Source organism: Methanohalophilus mahii DSM 5219, from assembly GCF_000025865.1.
Classification (GTDB): domain Archaea; phylum Halobacteriota; class Methanosarcinia; order Methanosarcinales; family Methanosarcinaceae; genus Methanohalophilus; species Methanohalophilus mahii.
The window spans coordinates 1264000-1285415 of record NC_014002.1 but is presented as its reverse complement, the minus strand read 5'-3'; the positions used below and the strand labels follow the sequence as shown (position 1 = coordinate 1285415).

Sequence of the window (21416 nt, the reverse complement as noted above, 5' to 3'; positions counted from 1 at the left end):
ATCACTTCTCCATGTTTACATTGATGGGGGTTGGGTTGACGAGGTATTTCTCAGGTGTTGGATAGTTCTCGAAACCAAGGGTGTAGTACCTGAACCAATCCTTCACGTCCTCAAGCATCTTCTTTTCCTCGTTTGCATCGACCTTTATGTCACTGTAGTAGGTCCTTCTTTCAGGAATCGACATTATCTCGCCGTTATGGGCCGCGATTTCCCCGCCCTTGATGGTATAATCTGCATACCTGAATTTGGTGAGCAGATCATTGTAGTTGGCTGTAACGTCCAATCTGGTTGGATCGATATCATAAATGGTTACATCACCATCTGCCCCAACAGCAAGACTTCCTTTCCTGTGTGCCATTCCATTGGTCTTTGCAGGAGTGGCACGGGTAATGGTTGCAATGTCATAGAGAGACAGTTCACGGCTGACACCGCCGAGTGTACTTCTGTCATTTGCCCATTTGTGGACTTCGCTGAACGTTTCATTCCTGTAAGCCTCTGACATCAACCAGGTCATGACATTCGGATATTTGGTGAATGGTCCACCGTTTGGATTATCGGTTGTCATGATGGTCTTCCATGGATCATCGATCAGAAGCAGGGATTCAAGTCCCATTGCCCACTGGACACTGTGTACAGGATTGCTCTTGAGATATGTGAACGGACATACACCGGAACCACATTCAAGCTCTACATCACAGTTGGACCATTTACTGCCTGTAAGGACTGCAATGTCATGGATAGACGGACCGTCACCGGTCATACATGTGGCTTCCCCGAAAGGTACGCTACCACTGTCAATTACCACATGGTCCTGACTGTTAACATAATCTGTAATATCCTTTACACCTGATTCAAAGTCTCTCCAGGATGTTCCGCCAAAGGCATTGAATTGCAAGTGAGTCAGGTAGATGGATTTATCCTTTGTAGGATCGATCTTGGTTTCCGCCCATTCGACTCCCATATCCTGATTGGGTTTGACTTTTGCTGGAATGGTAAGGGATTCTTTTGTAGTTTCATAACATCCCGGGTGACCCAGGTTGTTGGCGTGCAGGTGTACTGGCATAGGAAGGCCGAGCATTTCATTGACTTCGGTAAGTCCTTCGATAATTTCCCTGGGTGTAATTTCAAAGTGGATGTTGGTCTCATCCAGGGATTCTACATTTTTACCCCATCCCCAGTTCTCCACACCGGCAGGGTTGACACATTTTATACCATAGGTCTTGTGTGTCCTCATCATCCAGGCTACATAAGCAGCAGCTTTGTTAATGTCACCTTCCTTGAGATAGCGCATCATGAACCAGTTGTTACCAAGAACAAGGTATCCTCCCATGTCAAGCATTGGGATGGAATGCATCTCTTCATGGGTGTGACGTGCTTCCAGAGGCGGGACCGCAGCTTCAAAAGCTGTGGTATATCCCATCTGGGCATACTCATACCCTTCAAGATATACTGAAGGTACTGTTTCCCCGGTACCGCCATGGGTTATTGAGGTCTTTGGACGATTCCACTTGTAACTGTCCTCTGGCCGCATCAGACGACCGGAGTTTACTTTGGCACCCGCAATATGGGTGTGTGAATCCACACCACCTGGCATTACAGTTTTACCAGTGGCATCAACGACCTTTGCGTTTTTCATTTCCGCATCAGATAATTCAGGGACGACTTTTCCGTCCTTGATATAGATGTCCATGATATCCCCATTTATCTCATTGAGGGGATCAAAAACATGTCCATTTTTTATTGCAATAGTAGCTGCCATATTATTCCACCTCTCTTTTCTCCAGCCATATAGCGTTTGTCGGGCAGATCATGGCACATGCGCCACAGGAGCCACAAACGTCCTGATCAACTACATTAACTGCTCCGTTCTCGACTTCCAGCAATGCTTTTTCATCCATGTTATTGAGGTGCCCTGCAGCAAGTTCCTTGTTTGCATAAGCGTTTACAGGACAGACAATTACACAGTTTCCGCAGCCAAGACAGTCATATTCATCGGTGACAAGTTTGGAAGTGAGTGTTGGCTTGACGGAAGGTTTGTCGAGGAGTTTTTTCTCGAATACTTTCTTCTTTTCCATTTCAGCTGCAATTGCAGTTTTCCTGACATCAATTGCCTGTACAGGACAGGAAACTGCACATGCTCCACAATAGATACATGCATCAGGCCTCTGGGCTACTTTGTCAACACGTTCCCCGGCTTCCCAATCTGGATTGAATAATGCATTGCAGGGGCATACATCAACACAGGTGCGGCATGCCTGACAGACATCCTCATCCCTGAACCAGGTTCCTTCAAATGGTTTCTCTACTTCGATGGCATCAACCGGACAAACTGATTCACACCATCCGCAGTGTACACAGCATTCCTGGTCGATTGTTGTTTGACCATCAACTTTTGCTGCATTATCGTTGGAGAGCCACTGGTCCACTTCAATGCAACCCTGTGGACATACCTGTTCGCAAAGTCCGCAGTGTACACAATCATCATTGACAGTGGTTGGTTTTATAGCATTTATTAGGTAGGTTTTTTCCTCTACTGGCTTTCCGTCTTCTCTCATTTCAAGAGCGCCTGTAGGACAAACTTTGGAACACATTCCACATGTTATACATGTATTCGGTCTGATCTCCAGGAACTCTTTGTCGATGAGTCCTCTGGCAACCGGTCCGACTGAACCGATGACCAGTGTCTCTTTTGGACACACCATGACACAAGTTCCACAGCCGATACACTTCTCAGGAATGTATACCACCTGTTTGTTGTCCTTTGTCGATATCACTGTTTCATTCATATTGTAGTCTCCGTTTGGCTATCGTTACATGCATCACAAAGAACTTCATTGTTTCTTTGAATAAAACTTTCATTACATTTCTGGCATAATTTTATTGTCTTTTTCTTTTTTACCGGTACATCTATATCCACCATTTCGTAGGAATAGACATTCTCACCGGCTTCAAGAAGCACAGGAACAACTTCTTCGTGGCGAAGTTTCTTTGTGTTCATATACCAGGCATGTAATTTAGGGTAATTTTTAGTCTTCTCCGGGTCGAGATATATCCTTACTCCCTTAATAGAAGCAATTCCCGATGGAGCTTGTTTGTTCACAGTCACAGCCATTTTACCTGTATCGTGAACCCTCAAACGTTTATTGCCTGTAGTGGAACCTTCTAGTATCTGAAAAGGGTCCGGTATACAATTATACGTTTCACTTAGGGTGTATATCCTTTCCCCTTCCTTCACATCAAGTATTCTTTTTGCAATATTTAGCATGTGGATCCCTATTAAAGCACCACTGCTCAAAAAACCGTGGAATGGAACGACCTTTTCAACCTGTGAAAATAGTTCTGGATTTTCCACTTTTATCTTTTCTAGGATCTCATCCATAGTTTCCATATAAAAACCTCTAATAAAGAAGGCCAGTGAGATGCTTATAAGCTTCCGGATGCCTAAAGAACATAGCGATGAAAATTATATATAATTATCGATGTGCATCAACCTCACATACTTAAAAAAAAGCTAAGCAGCCTTGTTATAGGCTGCATAATCTATCTGGAAATAAGATGTCCCTCCTTTTATTCTGCTGCGGTGGAATTGTCTTCATCCAGACTCTGGGAAAGCTGGTTTAGATCATAAAGCTGGTTTAGCACATCTTCCATCTGATCTATTTCTTCCCCGTAACCAGTCCAATTGCCTTCTTTCAGATATTCCTGAGCTTGATTGTAATGGTCCAATGCCTGTTGTGCAAGCTCCTGGGAGGTTTGGGTTATTTCTGGCTGGTAGGTTCCTTCTTCCCTGTCAACACGGCCTTCAACCAGCATTTGGAGGGATTCTTTCAGGTCCTCTCCCATGACAACCCTTTGTCCAGAAGAAGCAATAACTCTTCTGAGCTCCGGAATTTCAGATTGTTCGGCACTGATGAACAGGGGTTCCACATACAATATCGAGTTACCGATTGGAACTACAAGCAGGTTTCCTCTGATCACATTGGAACCGCTTTGACCCCAGAGGGTCAGTTGCTGAGAAATATCAGGGTCCTGATCGATTCTGGACTCTATTTGTGTAGGTCCATAGACAAGTTCTCCCTTTGGCAATTCGTAATGCTTGAGTTGTCCATAGTTTGGCTTATCACATCTGGCTGCAATCCAGGCAATCATGTTCTCCCTGCCACGGGGTGTAAATGGTTGCAGCAACACATATTCCAATCCACCATTATCGGGTAATTTGGTGATCATGTAATAGGGTTCCATTTCAATGCTGTTTCCCCTGTAAACTTCCCTGGGTATTTCCCAGGCATCCTCTTTATTGTAGAATTCCTCTGCAGATTCCATGTGGTAATTTTCATATAAGTCCATCTGGACCCTAAACAAATTCTTGGGATAGCGAATATGTTCTTGCAGGCCTTCTGGCATTTCATCAAATGACTTAAACAAATCCGGGAAAATCTTTGAGTAGGTATTCACAACCGGTTCATCCTCTATCATATAGAAATCAACCGTTCCATCATAGGCATCTACAACAACTTTAACTGAATTACTGATGTAATTGATACCGTTAAACTGAACTCCATAATAGGTTTCAGAATAAGGATACTTGTTAGCCGTAGTGTAAGCATCTATTATCCAGTAGATCTGTCCTTCGTGGATTACCGGATACGGGTCATTGTCATATTCAAGGAACGGTGCTATTTCTTGTGTCCTTTCAACGATCTGTTGGCGATACATCAGCCGGGATTCATCATCGATATACTGGCTCAGGATAAAATTCGGATCACTAAAGGTAAATGCGAATATCAGCTGTTTTATAAATGAATCCAGTAGTATTCCACTTTCACCTTCATATTGTGTAAATGCATTCTGCCCCTGCATTGGATAATCAAATTCATCCCTTCCAGTATTCACAATTTTGTAATTCCTGTTGATTTCCCCATAATACATCCGTGGATTATCAACTTCAAATTCTCCCTTTGGTGGAATATCCTGTAAGACAAATTCAGGTCTACCATCTTCGGTCTTTGTACTGACAGGATTCATTACCATTCCATAACCATGAGTATATACCAATTTTTCATTGACCCATGTTTTGGATTCTGGAGCCATTTGAAAGGTATCCATTTCCCTGGCAGATACCATATACTGCTTGTATCCGTCTTCAGTATGATAGCGGTCTGTATCAACATCATTAAAAGTATAATAGGTTCGGATCTGCTGAAGCTGTTTGTAGGTCTGCTCCAGGGCCCGCCGGTCCCATATCCTTATGTTATCAATTACTTCTGAATTGTCTTCCAGCTCTGATGAAGTCAAATTCATATTTGCTTCGAACGGCCGTTCTTCAACGTCAGAAAGTCCGTACGCAGCTCTAGTATAATCGATATTGTATTTCAGGTAGGGCTCTTCAAGCTGGATTTCAGTAGGTTCTACCTTGAATTGCTGATAAACTCCGGGTACAAAAGAACTGGCCACTATAAAGAGTGCTATAAGGGCTACAGCTACAACAGGTATTTTTATATTTTTCAACTTTACATTGGCCAGTAAAGCAATTGAAGTCAGTACTGACAATACAGTCAAGATGGTGAAAATCGGCAAACTAACATTGACATCGGTATACCCGGCGCCTGCGACAACTCCCTGCTGGGAGAATAATATTTCATACCTTTCAAGGAAAAATCCAAAAGCAATTAATGCAAATAGAAATGCAAGTATTGCAGAAAGGTGTACAAGAACTTTAGTAGGCAATTTATCCATAATATCTTTTAAATCAATTGACTGATTCAAAAAATAAGGTTCTTCAGAATCTTCTATTTCAACTCTATCGGAGCTGAATAAGGGCTCAAGCCTGTAAAAATAAAGAGCCAGTACAAGTATCAGAGAAAGGATTGTCAGGCCGAGGAATACACCTCTTATCATATGAAGGAAAGGTAGCTGGAATACGTAAAAACCAATGTCATTCATAAGAATGGGATCTTCTAATCCAAATGATGTACTATTAAAATAAAGTAGTATAGTTTTCCAGTTACCACTGAATATGAGACCAAAGATAAATGATACGGCCGCAATTGCTACCAGAATTATCTGGGAATCCACTTTTTCTGATGTAATATTCTTCTCTGCAAGGATCTTATCAATCGAGTCTCCTGCAAATTTCGCATTTATATAAAGGAATAAGAATGCAATTATAAAACCGGGAATTATTGCAAGTAATTTCCATTGTAAAATAGTTGTAAATACGGATGTATATCCTATCATGTCAAACCATAGGTAATCCGTGTAAATTCCTACAAGGGGACCAATCCCCAAAAATAATGCCAGAATTAACAGGAATAGAATTTTCATATCTTTCATAATAAACCTCATGAGTAATCTGACTCATATAAAAGTCTCATTTAGAGAGGATGTTGCATGCTTATAAACCTTTTTTCCCACATAATTGGGATAACTATATGACTAGTGGTACATTAAATCAATACGCAAAGTAAATATAATCTGTCTTATATACATTCCCGCCAATAAAGAGGTATATCCATGTATTCAAGACTTTTCTTATCCCTCCTGTTAATATGTGCTATGGCCGCCACAGCATCTGCTTACACACTTGATGATGTCGAGTGGGACACAAGTATCGATTCCGCAACCCTTCATTGGGGAGATTCTGTGGAGGATAATGGTTATACTATTACTGCCGAGGATTTCCAAAAGGATGAACATGTCTATATCAGCATATCGAAAAATGGCCAAACCGTGAAACATGGAGCATTGCTTGTTGGCGATAATCTTGAATACAGGGATACTGAAGAAGGAAAAGACATCCGGGTCCATGTAAAACAAGTTGAGGTCAATATTGATGAGTGGACTGGAAACATGGAAGATCCCATCGCTAAAATTCAGGTAGATCAAAGGGGCGAACCTGAGTTTGACATTAGTATCGAAACAGGTCGGGATGAATATGACCCACGTATAACTTCTGAAACCGAAATGGAAGTCACATTGAAAATCAAAAATGGTGGTTCAGCCAAAGCTGAGGATATTCAGCTTAATGTTGATCCGGCAGGAATGGATGTTGTTGGCGGCGATCTTACAGAAACCATATCTTCGCTTGAGGCCGATGAGACTACAGAGGAATACAAATTAACTCTAAAGGTTCCTCATCTGTGGGAGGAAACGGATTTAGACATTGTTTCTACAGTAGATGGATATGATATCAACGGCGACATGCATGAAAGTGAGGAGATTGAGACTGTAACAATCGCTCCTAAGGTTGAGTTAATGATAACCAAATCCATGCCTGAAAAAATATATATGGATAAAACAGCCCGTGTTTCAGTTTCAATACGCAATAATGGAATTTACGATGTGAGTGACATTGTAGTAGTGGATGAGTTATTCGATCATATGGAATTACTTGATGATCTTAATCTAAAAAAAGAAATTTCTCTTGAAGCCGGAGAAACAATTAAGCTTTTTGAATATTCACTGAAACCTACAAAGTCAGGAGAATTCAAAGCACCTGCTACAATTGCTTCTTTCAAAGCACCTAACGGGAAAACATATGAGTATGAATCGAACGAACCAGAAATTGAAATAAACGGCCCGGTAATATCAGTTACGCAGAGCACGGATAGTCTAACAGTTCGGCCATCAGATGAAGTAAAGATTTCTGTAAAAGTGAGCAACAAAGGTAACAGGGATGCCAGTGTGAATGCCGTATCTGAAATACCTGAAGATGTTACCTTCGTGAGTGGAGAAACCAGTCTGGATCAGGTTATTCCAAAAGGTGAATCAAAAAGTTACAATTATATTGTTCGTGCAGAAAATGATGGTAATTTCACAGTACCTGCTGTAAAAGCGTCTTTTATTGATATGGAAAATTACAAAGGAGAAAGGGTCTCCAATACCCTGCAATTTAATGTCACCGACACTTCAACTCGGGATACAGCAAATGATACGTCAAACAAGGCAGATTCACAAACATCCGGTGATGAGGAGGATAATAATATATTCAGTGATGACGAATCAAATGGCGGCTCCGGTTCAGGTGAAAATAATGAAAACAACAAAGTCCAACCTGGATTCGGTGCATTGATGGCAATTTTCGTATTGGCAGGAATATATGTATTTGGAATAAAGCGGTAATTAAAGGAATAATATGAAGTCCAACCTCACATTATTTTGTCCTATACCCGAATCAGTCATTTACTATAGATAGTTCTTTGACGGTTGAGAAAAAAGAAAACCTGATACTCCCTCAAGTTTCGCATCACTTTCAGACTCTTCCGGTTACAGTGGATCTGTATCATCGGGAAATATTCTCATCCCCTTGCCGCCTTTAATGAAGCTGACGAAAAAGAAAACCCAAAAGAGCCTGTTGAAATGAATACATCGGTTAAAACGGAAAACGAATCCTCTGATGGAGCAAATAACACCTCTCTCTTTGGTTCGGTGAGGTCAGTAAAAGATTTTGTGAATGTAACAATGGAAATCATATATGATTCCCTCAATTTTTAATAATTTTAGTGATATTGATATGAATAGACATGGAAAAAACTGATACAATTATATTCACACATGGTGATTCGGATGGGGTATGTTCGGGAGCCATTGCCAAAAGTGCATATCCTGATGCTAGGATCTATTTTACCAGTCCGGTGAGTCTGTATAATAGGCTCGATATGGCTGAAGATTATGATAATATCATTATCTGCGATATAGCCGTGGATGAACGCTCATGCGTAAATCTCTACAATAAAATCAATGATATTGCCAGTCGTGCAAATGTCACCTACATTGATCACCATCCTCTTCCTAGGATGTGCTGGGATGAACCGTGGTTTTACCATGACCTGAACACATGTGCCGCAGAACTTACATACAAGGCTTTCAAATCTCTTCTGGAAAGGGATATCCGCAGGATTGCGGTGTATGGTGCAATAGGTGATTACAGGGATAATACTCCTGCAATTAAGAAATGGACAAGGGATTGGGACAAAAGGAGTCTCTATTTCCAGGCAGGAACATTGATCCAGGCATTGCAATATGTTGGCAGGAACTATGATTTCAAAAGAGAAATCATTAACCCCCTTTCCAATGACCTGATTCCTTCTGAAATACCCAATCTCATTCCCTATGCAAAGAAAGCGTCAAGAATTGAGGAAGATTTGAGAATACGTGTAAAGGAATTGGTCCATCCCCTTCATTCGGTAGCTTATGTGCTCGATCCCGAGGGCTACCTATCCAAATCCGCAATTTATGCAGCCTCTTATGGAAGAAAAGGAATAGGGATTGCAGCCGAACACAGGAAAAATAAAGCTTCTTATGACCTGAGTTTGCGCTCCCGTAACAGCAGTGTGGATATCAACCTCCTTTTGCGAGATATTGCACCCCAATACGGAGGTAGTGGTGGCGGGCATCCAGTGGCTGCTGGGGCCCGTATTCCAGAAGAAAAACTTGATGCATTCCTTCAGGAATTTGACCGGAGAGTGACGGTGGCTGAAACAGAGAAGGAGGATTTATGAATAATACTGCAGTTCCCAAAAACAATGATTTTGAAATTGTATTTGCCGGTCGCTCCAATGTAGGTAAATCCTCTATTGTAAAAGCCCTTTCCGGAAGTAAAGTGAAGGTTGGCAAAAGACCTGGTGTCACCCTGAAACCCACTCATGTGAAGAAAGGGGAATTAGTAATGACCGATCTTCCTGGCTTTGGATTTATGAATGGTGTAAAAGAGCGCAAACAGGATATCGTGAAGGATAAGATCGTACGTTATATAGAAGAGGGGAAGCAGCGGATTAACATCGCTGCCATAGTAGTTGATGCAGGTTCCTTTGTTGAAGTTGTGGACCGCTGGGATCAAAGGGGGGAACTTCCTATTGATATAGAAATATTCGATTTTTTCACGGAAATGGATCTTGAACCCCTGATAGTCGTAAATAAAATGGATAAAATAAAGGATAAGGATCAGGACAGGGTCCTTGATGATATTATTGAAAGATTGGGTCTCTTTCCTCCCTGGAGGCAGTGGATCGACAGGGTAGCCCCGATAAGTGCTAAAAAAGGAGATTTGCAGGCCTTAAATTCTATTTTGAGGAAGCGCATTCATTCTGCTAAAAGAGATCCCTTGTTAAAATACATCTGAAAATATGTAATTGTTAGCCCCTTATGCGCAAATCCACACCCATGTCCCTGGCGATCTGGCTGCATTTCTCAGTATCAATTTCAGGAACATCTACCACACTGAAACGTACATGAAGGCCTGCTTGCTTTGATTCTTCCGCAAATTCAAGCATGGCACTATAAGCGTTCTGGTAGAATGGCTTGCAAATCCTGTCATAAACGTCTGCGGATTCTGCATTGAGGCTGACTGATACTGCATCCAACCCGGCATCCACAAGCAAATCAACCACATTGATATCAGGATTTATAAGTTGGCCGTGTCCATTGGTATCCAGTCTAACATATGCTCCTCTTTCCTTTAACCAGCGTGTGACAGCAAGCAATACATCAAAACGGGCTGTTGGTTCTCCGAATCCTGTGAAAACTATCTCTTTATATTTTTTCAGATCATACTTTTCCAGTTCGGTGATTATCTCATTTTCGGAAGGGTCTTTTTTAAGCCACAGATTATATCCATACAATCCTTCTCCCTGATTGCGGATACAAAAATAACAGTCTGCACTGCATTGATTGGTTATGTTCAGGTACAGGTTACCATGGGCCTCATAACATATTGAGGGTTTATCAGTTTTCATTCATTCCAAACTCCATCGTGAATTAGGGGAAATTTAGAAGTATTACATGCAGAAGAATCAAGAAAATACATCCAGACTTCTCTGTTGCTTTCCAGTTTTACTTTTTTTCTTGTAAAGAACTTGCCTTCAAGTATATCAAGGCTATTCAATATATCTCCGTCAATACAATACACTTCTCCAGTAATATTGCAACAATTATCAGCGTCCACAACAGCTGGAAAACTACCCAGATCGAACATGCAATATTGATCAGCAGTAGTACCTTTTCCAATAAATACAGAATCCTTGATTATATGATGATTGGAGAATCCATTTTTAAGAGTGCCATACACAAAAATATCCATGCTTAACCCAATCCGAAATTCAGCTTTGTGAGTGTTTTCTTCACAGGTTCAGGAAGCTTGCCACACTGGATTGCTTTCATGTGTTGTGGTGAGATCGTTCGTATGGCCTTTGACATCAATCTGTCGGATCGCATCAGATTGTCCATCATTTTCCGTATATAAACAGCAGTTTTTATCTCCAGTCCCATTTGTTCTCTCCATATCCTTTCATAAACGGATAGCTCACATTTACCTGCCAGATATTCTACAGCGGTTTCTCCTGCCAGTTTTCCCCCAATCATCGCCGTGGGGATTCCGCCCCCATTGGTAGCGATCAACTGACCTGCAGCATCGCCGGCAAGCATTACATTGTTTGAGACCGTTTTTTCCGGAGCTCCCCCTACCGGTACTACTCCGGAAACCACGGAAAGTATCCTTGCATCCTGCAATTTATCAGCGGCAATGGGGTGCTTGTACATGAAATTTTCCAGATAATCGCGGGCACACATATTCTTTTCAAAAAGGACTTCCCGGATTCCCACGCCGATATTTGCTGTATTTCCACCCTGTGAAATTATCCAGGCATAGCCACCGGGCACATAGTCCTTCCCGAAATACATCTCTACGGCATCCCTGTCCGCTTTGGTGTTTGCAAGTTCATATTCAAAAGCCGTTCCTATGCCCATAGGATCATGTTCCCTTGTCATACCATGGGCTTTTGCAACAATAGAATTTGGACCGTCCGCACCTATCAGGACTTTGCCCATGATTGTCGATGGGCCAAAGACCCCATCCACTTTAATTGTATTTCCACTAACATCTGTTACATTGGTCCCAACCATAAATTCGGCACCTTCCTCAGCTGCGCGGGATGCCAGGTGTCTGTCAAACCTTCTCCTGTCAAGTGAATCAGCCTCTACTTCAAAGCCCTTTGAGTAGCCGTCGGGTGCGATAAAACGCTGGTAATTGCTGGTAGCATGTACACAACTTTTCGGATAATCAAGCAATGTATGAGGAAGGTGTGCATCGGGGACAAGTTCCTGCAGGGTATCGGCATGGGGCATGAACCCTCCGCATTGGAGGGGTACACCGATGTCTTTTTTCCTGTCCACAAGTAAAACGGATGCACCTCCCTGTGCGGCATACATTGCAGCTGTGCTGCCTGCCGGGCCGGCTCCGACAACTACTACATCATATAATTCATCAGGATGCATGGAACAATTGCTACTTTGGTATTGCTTATAAACCTATTTCATCAATCACATGCCGCCACCAATCTGGGATAGCTCGAATTCCATATCATCGGGAACTCTTGCAGTGAATACAAAAACAGTATACCTGAGTTTTCTGGCTTCGGAGATAGCTGTTTTTTGCCTGTCGCTTAATTCCTCAGTAGAACTTATGCACAGCATCTTGCGGTTTGCTCCAACCAAAAAATCAAATTGTTCTGCATAAGCATTCAAAAAATCAACCATGTCCCTGAGCTCATCCCAGCGACTGCACATGTGCAGGCTTTTCGTAGAAGAATTTTCTACATACCAATCCTTACTCATGTAGGGGTAAGAATCATATTGTTCCTGAATCTCCTCATAGGCTTTCTGGATTTTGGGCATATCCTTTGCAAGGTTCACCCACTTCCATTCATTCTGCGAAAAGTATTTCCCGGCCAATATGTCAGCAATTTCCTTTTTATCTTTTGCATCGAGTTTCATGAGATCACCTGTTAAAAATCATCATCCTGTACATAACTCCTGTCAAATTCAATCGCAATTTCAGCTTTTTCCAGTTCCCTTCCAAGATAACCGGCATGTTCAAAACTTGTGACAAGTCCTTTGTTTATTATCATGTCCAGGATTTCTGCAGCATTTTTACCGATGATAGTTTCCTGTGAATGTTCTGCGACTATGTACCCTTTTCCACCATTTCTGTGAGTAATTCCTATATGGAATGCTCCGGCTGGATCAAGTTGCCAGTTGGCGCTTCTTTTTGCATTGGTTGCGTCATCGGGCATATCGATGTCCGGTCGCTTTCGTTTTTCCTTGATTATGAACATGTCAATTCCCAGGTCTTTTGGGGAACTGTGCCTTTCCTCTGCCAGTTTCATCATCGAAGAGGCGGTTTTAAGTTCGGTAATGGAACCCTGGGTCTTATCACTGTATTCGGGTGTGAAAAGAATGGCTGCGCCGACCTCATGTGCTATTCCGCACAGGGTTGCATTTATACCTATAGAATCAGCATCCATAAGTTCAGTAACATTACCGGCTCCAAAGAATAGAGGTATATCAGGGTAAGCATCACGGAATCTTCTATACCTTTCTACAGAAGATGTAAATCCATGACCAATTGGATCAAGTACAGGATCTGCAATTATATTTTCAATTCCCAACTCCTTTGCTCGTTCGATATTCTGCATCAATGTATCATATTTGTTGCCACTGTCAGGGATAATCACAACAGCACAACCCTTTGCAGCGATCTCTTCTCCCAGCTCATCAATATTTGTATCATTGAGACTGAGGACCATATCAATACCGGCTTCAATTGCACTACGAATATGGGCAGGGTCCAGTGTATCCACACTTAGTGGTAGTACGGTCACTTTTCTTGCATTGAGAATGGCTTCATGGACGTTTTCAGCGGGTGTATCTATGGCCATGCCCAGATCTATTATATCAACCCCTTTACGGGTGAATTCTGCCACTTTACTCTGAAGATGGTTACAATCCATATTTCCCGCATCAACGATTTCGCCCATGACCTTCATTTGAGAATTGCCCCCAATTTTCTTATCATTGAGTATTAAAGGAGCAAAAGCACTCTTTTCCATCTGATTCAGTTTCTCGTACGCTTCCTGTTGACGTATATCTTTAAGTAATTCACATGCAGGGACTTTATTTGAAAATTGCACATCTTCTGCAAACCGTATTGCATAACCCAGATCATAGGCGTGTTTTGGACCTAAATAGACAGGACAGCCAATTTTGTTTGCCACTTCTGTGAAATCGCCCGGGACAAGTCCGGGAACAAGAACCATATCAAATTGTCCTGGTTTGAAATTATGGTCTTCATAGGAATGAATTAACCTATGTGGAGTAATGAAAGCAGCTACGTCAGTATCAACAATCAGTACACCTGTATCAGAACCAACTGCATTACGGACTGTATTTTCCGCCAGGTGACCTGTAGCTACAAGAATTTTCATGGGAGAAGAATCGGTTGGATATTAAAAATAAGTATCTGTGAAAGATGCCTTTCAGGCATCTTTACAGATTTAGTTAATTATGTCTATGATAGAACCGCCATTATCAGAAGAGCGATTCATAGGTTCAACTACCTGACGGCCCCCGTTTGGAACTTTGGTATAACGTGATTCGGTATTCTTTTCTACAATATCGGCCTGATATTGAGGTCCGAGTACCTGTGCTGACTGCACTCCGGTCATGATGGCCATTACACGAATCTTTCCTTCATAGTCATCGCGAATTCTGGCTCCCCAGATTACATTTGCATTTGAGGATAATTCATATGTGAGGGATGCTGCAACTTCTTCAGCTTCCTTGAGGCTTAGATCCGGTCCTCCGGTAATGTGTACAAGACTACCTGTGGCACCACGATAATCGACATCGAGAAGTGGGTGATTCAAAGCTGCCCGGACTACATCTTCACTCTTGTCCTGATTCTTACTTTCCCCGACAAGCATTACAGCCACGCCACCACATCCCATAATGGCACGGATGTCTGCGTAGTCCAGATTGATAAGAGATGGCTGTGTAATCGTTTCAGTGATACCCTTTACGGTTTCAGCTATTAGCTGATCCATTACTGAAAAAGCCTGCTCTATAGGAAGGTTTGGTACATAGTTGAGAAGCCTGTTGTTGTCAAGTACAATAACCGTATCTGCTGCACGACGGAAATCCTCGATTCCCTCTTCAGCTTTCACAGCACGGGCCCTTTCTACCCTGAAAGGACTGGAAACCATACCTACTACAATTGCTCCCTGTTCTTTTGCTATGTCAGCCACAACAGGGGCTACACCGGTACCGGTACCTCCCCCCATACCTGCAGTTACAAAAACAAGGTCACTTTCCTTAAATACCTCTTCAAGGGTTCCGCGGGCAAGGTCTGCTGCTTTGGCACCGACTTCCGGGAAGCCACCTGCACCAAGCCCACGAGTTAAGGTTTTACCCACAAGGATCTTCTTGTCAGCACGGATATGATCAAGATGTTGTTTGTCCGTATTTATTGCAATAGTTTCGGCACCTTCTATACCGATATTATACAGACGGTTAATGGTGTTGTTTCCGGCACCCCCACAACCAACGATGGTTATCCTGGGAAGTCCGAATTCAAAATCTTCTTCATCTTCAAAATTCTGGCGATACTCTCTTTCCTGCTCTGATAGTTTCAATGCATCTTGCACTATTGATTGCACATTCATCCCCTCTGATGATTCGCGATGTTACGGCCTTCTAAGTAATGACAGGGTATCCAGAATCCCCGGTATGCGAAGAACCTTTTACCTCCATCTCCGATTAATTCTCTCATGGCCACCCGTAGATTTCAATTACGGATGGGAGTCCTGCCGAAGCTACATATGGATCGATCAGGACCAATTGTTGTTTGGAAACCTGAACTGCATCTTTCATTTATGGTAGCCCTCAGGCGTTCGACATTTGCTTGAATCAAGTCCGATTTTCAGTGGCCAAGCATCCACTTTTGATCTGACTGAATTCTTACGTTCGTCTGATTTATTATTTATAAATAGTTGTATATAAGGGTATCTATTTATATCACCCTTTTGTGATACAATCGAAATCTACACTGGCTCTTCTAAGGTCGGGTATATTTCCCCGCATGCCAATATATTTACCCTGAACAACAAGGGCACCATCTATACCCTTTATCCCGTCTAAAACTTTAAATGCTTTTTCCACTGCCTTCTTGCCTGTATCGGTTGCATTTGAAAGAGCGGTTGCAGCAGAGTCAGCAAGGGATACATTTTCGGAAAAAACAACTGCAGCATCTGCCATTCCAAAACTGATCGATGGACCAACAGTACCCGATGAAGTACATATGCCGGCCACACTGTCAACCGGTTCAAGCACAAAACCAACATCCTTTGCGGCGGATTCTCCTGCATATATGCCCACCACAATCTGTCGGTCTGTTATATAGGCTATGTCTCCACCATTGTCAACCATTGCAAAACTTGCCCCTGCTTCTACCATTGCTTCAACAGCAAGTGATGCAATAGTTCCGGCCACAGCACTCATAGGACCAAGATCCATTGTATTTGAAGCATCGATCATTCTTCTGACTACTTCGGGAGCATCTTCGTAGCATGAATGGGGTTCAAGTGTAATCTGGAAATAGGGGTCCCTTCGAATATAATTTTCAAGCAATGATCTGTGGAATACAATAGCTTTTTTGGCTGCTTTTACATGACTGGCATCATTTGCATGGATGCTCACTATCGTTTCCTTGAGGCGGTAATATTCTTTCATGCTTTGCAAGATAATTATTTCTCAAGACTCAGGGCACGATGGGGGCACATTTTGATACAGGTGCCACATTGTATACATTTTTCAATGTCCTGGGCAATACCCCATTCATCATCAAAGGAAAACACATGTGAAGGACAAACCGATATGCAGGCTCCACATTCTACACAATCTTCCTCATCCCTGACGATCGGATGGTCTAGCACTGTTACTTTAGCACCCTTTGATTCCAGTGCTTGCCTTATAGCCTTGAAATCATCAGTTTCAACCTCGGCAATTATCTCTCCGTAGGTGGAATCAAAATGTGCCTGGGAGATGTTCAGGGCGGTTCTGGTTTCAATTATTGATTCTGCAAGTATGGGCTCTCCGATGACATTGGACGAAATGTTGATTTTTATCATCATCCTCAACGCCTCCTTGCAAACAGTTTGCTGATATCATTACTCGTGATTATACCGATTACATATCTGTCATTATCGATTACAGGCATTGCTGATACTTCCTTCATGTCAAGATTGCGTGCTGCAATATCTATGGGGTCAGTGGCATTGGAGGTGAGAACCCTTTTTGTCATGATATCTTTCACATAATTACATCCCGTTTCAGCAACAGCTTTGGATATATCCCATGCAGTCACGATACCTGCCAGTTTTCCATCATCTGAAACAACAGGCAAATGGCTAAAAGTATTTTCCATAATCATTTTAGCTGCTTCATGGAAGGTTGCGTTTTCATCAATGATTACTACATCCCTGGCCATAATATCCTGTACAAGTGGGTTCCTTGTTGTTTGTCTCATCGGTTTACATGTGGCTTTTGCAGGAAGTCTCTGCGATGGGCTGTTTACAAAAAATTCTCCGGCTGAGACCCACTTTTTTAGTTCCTCTGCAATCTCACGTGATTTTTTGAAACTTGACATAGAGGAGGTGGGTGTATCTTTGCCGTTTATTTCGATACTACCGGAGCGTAGTTCTTCATAATTGACCTTTCTGATAACAGGTCTGTCCCTACTTGGAACTCCGTAATCCAGTACGTTTGTCACCACATCTTTATCTGTAACTGCCGTTGATTGTGCAAGTTGTTCATTCAGTATAGGGATAGGTACGCCCATTCCAACGTAAAGGGAAGTGCCGTATTCGTGGAAATTCGCCGCACGAATATAATCGGCACTCATATCTTTCAGGTCACCTCTAAGCATCAATGTACCAAAATTAGTTTCAGGGCTGTGCTGTGTTCCTTCTCCAATTATATGTCCCTTTGTCCCACCAAGGAATATTGGCGTGCCAACTCCTATTGTCTGGTAATCAGGATCATTGGATAATGGTGAAAGCACTCCGGCACCTGAATAGGTGACGTTTCCATAATTGGGAAGTAACGATCCCATATATGTGTAAATTGTTCTGTTAATCCCGTTAGTAGCAACATTGTACTTCTGATACCCGTTACGGGGGTTGATCATAATTGCCTGGTTCAGGTCATATATGTTAAGTGTAGTGTCAAGCGTTTTTCTGGGATAACAATCGGTGCCATAAGATGTGGCATGAAGATCAATGGATTTACCGCGTATCAGATCCTCAATTACATGGGCCCCACCATAATCAAAACCTTCAGTTTCGGATAGTTGTCCTGCTCCGATAAAGGCATCTACTGCAGCTACGCCCGAGTAGGCTTCCACGCCATTTAAAAAAACCTTGTTCATTTTCATTGGTGGTTCGGGATGTCCGAAATTGAGCCACACGCCAGAGGAACACATTGCTCCAAATGTACCAGTGGTAACTACGTCAACTTCCTTAGCAGCCTCTTTTGCACCCACCTCTCCTACTATACCTACCATTTCCTCAGCTGTCACAACATTTACATTACCCTCATTTATTTTCCTGTTAATCTCCTCTATGGATTTTTCTACCATGAAATCTACCTCAGTCAATATCAATTGGTAATATTAGAGTATCTATATATTACTTCTGGTTATTGGATGTAAGTCTTTTTTGTTTTTGTGAATCAAAGAGTTATTATATTTGGTGAAATATATGGCAAATGGGAGTTGGTATGGTGTTAATGGGTACTGGCGTACACAATTCATTATTTGACAATATGTTCTATGAAATCCTGGCAAAGGATATATCATTTGACCAAAAAATGGAAGAACTTACAAAAGTACTTCCTCAAATTCTTCGGTATCCGGAGAAGGCATCTGCAAGAATAATTCTTGGTCCTTATTCTTATATGTCTCCTGATTTTAAGCAGGGTAAACATCAAATATCCTCTTCAAGTATATCCAAAAATGAAGAGGAAGGCCATGAGTTATGTATTGAGTTATTTTATAATAACCTTTCATTGAAAAATAATTACTCACCTTTCAATTCTGATGAAAAACAAAAACTTGATTTCATTGCAAAGATTTTATCTATATTTATTGATAAAGAAATCGAATTGAAACGAGCCCGGTATGATTATGATTTCCTTCTGGGCAGTACGAATGAAATTCCATATTCCCTCAACAGCGAAGGAAATATTGTCTATATTTCACCCAAGGTTCAGGAATACGGTTTGCATCCGGATCAAATGATTTTCAGGCCGTTCACAGATTATATCTATGCGGATGATATGGAGGAATGGTTGAATATATTCAATAATATCACATCAGTGGATCACTTGCCTCTTAAAGCACAGATACGTATTCAGAATGACAATCAAGAACTACATTGGTTCCAGAATCATATTGATCCAATATATGATGAAATGGGAAATTTTATGGGAATTAATGGTATAGTCCGTGAAATAAACCGGAGAAAAGAGGCGGAACTCCATTCTCAGGAACAGTCCGAAGCGTTTCGTTTTCTTGCAAGGGCATGTAATCAGTTCGTCGATCCTTTTTTTGAAGATATTGATCTGCTCATTGAACCAATTCTGGAAAAGATTATGGGAATTCTTGATGCAGATTCAATTTTCATATATGAACTAAACCATAGCGGAAGTAACATGCATCTGACACATTATACTTCTGCATCACATGTAAAAGAAAGATGTGAATTGGCAATGGATAAATTAAATTCACTGTCAACTGCCCAATTCCCGACTCTAATTGAGAAATTCCAGAAAAATGAGATATATTCCGTAAATTCTATAGGGGACATTCCAGATTCTGAAAAATATCTGAAAGGCCTCCTGACAACATTGGATTTTGAATCGGCTCAGATTATGCCTGTACATGTCGAAAATCAGTTAGTAGGATTTATCGGTGTAGTTTCGGCCACAAAAAACAAACATTGGCCACCTTATAGTGATGATCTCCTCAGGATATTGTTTGATTCCATATTCAATGCAAAGGAACGTGGTAAAACCTATATGATGCTTGATAATACAATGCATCTTTACCGTTCTCTTTTTGACAGGTCAAACGATGCTATCTTTATCCACTCTTCTGAGGGTGCTATAATAGATGCTAATAGAAGTGCCTGCAAAATAATTGGCTGTTCCCATTCTGATATGTTATCGATGAAAATTGCTGATCTTTATCCTCAGGAATCTAGATATGTAGCACAGTTAAAATCGGCAGTCCAGAGCACATTTAATGAAGGCTCCACACGTTTTGAATCGAAAATGAAACATATGAATAATTCAATCATTGATGTTGAGATCAGTTCTTCTATGCTTGATAAAGAAAATAATATCATGCTCAGCATAGTCAGAGATATTACCGAACGTAAAAAATACGAACTGGAACTGGAAAGTTATCGCAAAAATCTGGAGGAACTTGTGGACCAACGTACCTCCGAACTCCAAACTGCCAATTCCTGGGTATCTGCCCTCTATGACAATGCTCCTATAGGTATCGGTGTGCTTAATAAAGATCTGGAATTGATCGATCTCAATAAGGGTATGACCGAACTTACTGGTATTCCGAGAGAAAAAATCGTTGGTAAGTCTCTCTTTTCCATATTTACTGAAGGATCTTCGAATTATATTGATAAAGATTTAGGGGTAAGTATTCTTGAAAAACAATTTTCCACAGAATTGCACTGGTTGTGCAATAAAAAGCACATCTGCATACAGTTCAATTCCCAGCCACTGGGCTTGAAAGATTCTCCCAAAAAGGTAATCTTTACTGCACAGGACATTACACGAAGAAAACAGGCTGAAATCGCCCTTAAGGATTATGCAGGCCAATTGGAGAAATCCAATGAAATGAAGGATCTTTTTACCGATATAATGCGCCATGATCTTTTAAATCCTGCAAATATCGTAAAAGGTTTCACAGACATACTCATTAAGAATGAAAAGGAAGAAAAAAAGATTCATTTCCTATCAAGAATCAGGGATAACACAGAACGATTGATCGATATGATCGAAAACACAGCTTACCTGTCCAAACTTGAATCCACTGAAACCCTTGAACTGCAAAAGATGGATCTTGGTAGAGTTCTAACTTCCTGCATTTCAGAGATGACTCCTCTGGCTGAAAATGAAAATATGGGTATAACATACGATCTGCAACAACCATATCCCGTACAGGCAAATCCTGTAATCAAGGAGGTTTTTATCAATCTGCTTTCAAATGCAATCAAATATAGCCCGCCGGAAAGTTCAATTCATGTAGGTGTACAGGAAAAGGACGATTCATTTAAAGTAATGATTAAGGATAAGGGGTTTGGGATTGCTGATGATGACAAACCTTACATATTCAACAGGTTTAGCAGGGCACAAAAAGGAAGCATAAAGGGAACAGGTCTTGGCCTTGCAATTGTAAAAAGAATTGTCGAGTTGCATGGTGGAAGTGTTGGGGTGGAAGATAACCCTGGAGGCAAGGGTAGTGTTTTCTGGGTATATGTAAAAAAATACTCTGAATAAAATACAAG

The 21416-nt window shown here is 41.5% G+C and carries 18 protein-coding genes; 5 read left to right on the top strand and 13 right to left on the bottom strand.

Features of this window, described 5'->3' with window-relative positions:
• Position 1: 1 nt before the first annotated feature.
• From MMAH_RS06325 to MMAH_RS06310, 4 genes are all read right to left on the bottom strand, one after another.
• The gene (locus MMAH_RS06325; RefSeq protein ID WP_013037714.1) at positions 2 to 1759 is read right to left on the bottom strand and encodes a formylmethanofuran dehydrogenase subunit A; all 1758 of its coding nucleotides are present in this window, start codon (positions 1757 to 1759) and stop codon (positions 2 to 4) included.
• Position 1760: 1 nt separating this feature from the next.
• Positions 1761 to 2786 (bottom strand): 4Fe-4S binding protein, encoded by a 1026-nt coding sequence (locus tag MMAH_RS06320; protein WP_013037713.1) that lies wholly within the window; start codon positions 2784 to 2786, stop codon positions 1761 to 1763.
• Positions 2783 to 3388: an FmdE family protein gene (locus MMAH_RS06315; RefSeq protein WP_013037712.1), complete on the bottom strand. Its 606-nt coding sequence runs from the start codon at positions 3386 to 3388 to the stop codon at positions 2783 to 2785. The genes MMAH_RS06320 and MMAH_RS06315 overlap by 4 nt, the downstream gene beginning before the upstream one ends.
• 179 nt (positions 3389 to 3567) lie before the next feature.
• On the bottom strand, positions 3568 to 6333 hold the full coding sequence (locus tag MMAH_RS06310; protein WP_013037711.1) for a UPF0182 family membrane protein: 2766 nt from the start codon (positions 6331 to 6333) through the stop codon (positions 3568 to 3570).
• A 180-nt stretch (positions 6334 to 6513) separates the two neighbouring features.
• On the opposite strand from MMAH_RS06310, the gene MMAH_RS06305 reads away from it, so the two are divergent.
• The 4 genes from MMAH_RS06305 (at position 6514) to engB (ending at position 10120) form a co-directional block, all read left to right on the top strand.
• Positions 6514 to 8121 carry a BatD family protein gene (locus MMAH_RS06305; protein ID WP_013037710.1) on the top strand — a complete coding sequence of 536 codons (1608 nt, stop codon included), beginning with the start codon at positions 6514 to 6516 and terminating at the stop codon, positions 8119 to 8121.
• A 237-nt stretch (positions 8122 to 8358) separates the two neighbouring features.
• Positions 8359 to 8493, top strand: coding sequence for a hypothetical protein (locus MMAH_RS10775; protein ID WP_013037709.1), 135 nt, complete (start codon positions 8359 to 8361; stop codon positions 8491 to 8493).
• 29 nt (positions 8494 to 8522) lie between these two features.
• Positions 8523 to 9500: a DHHA1 domain-containing protein gene (locus tag MMAH_RS06300; protein WP_013037708.1), complete on the top strand. Its 978-nt coding sequence runs from the start codon at positions 8523 to 8525 to the stop codon at positions 9498 to 9500.
• Positions 9497 to 10120: a GTP-binding protein EngB gene (engB, locus tag MMAH_RS06295; RefSeq protein ID WP_013037707.1), complete on the top strand. Its 624-nt coding sequence runs from the start codon at positions 9497 to 9499 to the stop codon at positions 10118 to 10120. Before MMAH_RS06300 ends, engB begins: the two co-directional genes overlap by 4 nt.
• Positions 10121 to 10133: 13 nt before the next feature.
• Here the strand turns inward: engB and MMAH_RS06290 are convergent, their stop codons facing one another.
• The 9 genes from MMAH_RS06290 to MMAH_RS06250 all read right to left on the bottom strand — a co-directional run bounded on the left by MMAH_RS06290 (position 10134) and on the right by MMAH_RS06250 (position 18466).
• Positions 10134 to 10733, bottom strand: a complete 600-nt coding sequence (locus MMAH_RS06290) for a TatD family nuclease-associated radical SAM protein (protein WP_013037706.1) — start codon at positions 10731 to 10733, stop codon at positions 10134 to 10136.
• Entirely contained in the window at positions 10730 to 11077 is a 348-nt protein-coding gene (locus MMAH_RS06285) for a gamma-glutamylcyclotransferase family protein (RefSeq protein WP_013037705.1), read from the bottom strand. The genes MMAH_RS06290 and MMAH_RS06285 overlap by 4 nt, the downstream gene beginning before the upstream one ends.
• 2 nt (positions 11078 to 11079) lie before the next feature.
• Entirely contained in the window at positions 11080 to 12270 is a 1191-nt protein-coding gene (locus MMAH_RS06280; protein ID WP_013037704.1) for a geranylgeranyl reductase family protein, read from the bottom strand.
• A gap of 45 nt (positions 12271 to 12315) precedes the next feature.
• On the bottom strand, positions 12316 to 12768 hold the full coding sequence (locus MMAH_RS06275; RefSeq protein ID WP_013037703.1) for a hypothetical protein: 453 nt from the start codon (positions 12766 to 12768) through the stop codon (positions 12316 to 12318).
• An 11-nt stretch (positions 12769 to 12779) separates the two neighbouring features.
• Positions 12780 to 14258, bottom strand: a complete 1479-nt coding sequence (locus MMAH_RS06270; RefSeq protein WP_013037702.1) for a dihydropteroate synthase-like protein — start codon at positions 14256 to 14258, stop codon at positions 12780 to 12782.
• Positions 14259 to 14327: 69 nt separating this feature from the next.
• Positions 14328 to 15488: a cell division protein FtsZ gene (gene ftsZ / locus MMAH_RS06265; protein ID WP_013037701.1), complete on the bottom strand. Its 1161-nt coding sequence runs from the start codon at positions 15486 to 15488 to the stop codon at positions 14328 to 14330.
• 358 nt (positions 15489 to 15846) lie between these two features.
• A complete protein-coding gene (locus MMAH_RS06260) occupies positions 15847 to 16560 on the bottom strand; it encodes a UPF0280 family protein (protein ID WP_013037699.1) in 714 nt (237 codons plus the stop codon).
• A gap of 14 nt (positions 16561 to 16574) precedes the next feature.
• Positions 16575 to 16961, bottom strand: a complete 387-nt coding sequence (locus tag MMAH_RS06255; RefSeq protein ID WP_013037698.1) for a 4Fe-4S dicluster domain-containing protein — start codon at positions 16959 to 16961, stop codon at positions 16575 to 16577.
• Positions 16962 to 16963: 2 nt separating this feature from the next.
• Complete coding sequence (locus MMAH_RS06250; protein ID WP_013037697.1) at positions 16964 to 18466, bottom strand: homocysteine biosynthesis protein; 1503 nt, start codon at positions 18464 to 18466, stop codon at positions 16964 to 16966.
• A gap of 128 nt (positions 18467 to 18594) precedes the next feature.
• Between MMAH_RS06250 and MMAH_RS06245 the strand changes: the two genes are divergently transcribed.
• Positions 18595 to 21408: a PAS domain S-box protein gene (locus tag MMAH_RS06245; protein WP_083774846.1), complete on the top strand. Its 2814-nt coding sequence runs from the start codon at positions 18595 to 18597 to the stop codon at positions 21406 to 21408.
• The last annotated feature ends 8 nt before the right edge of the window (positions 21409 to 21416 follow it).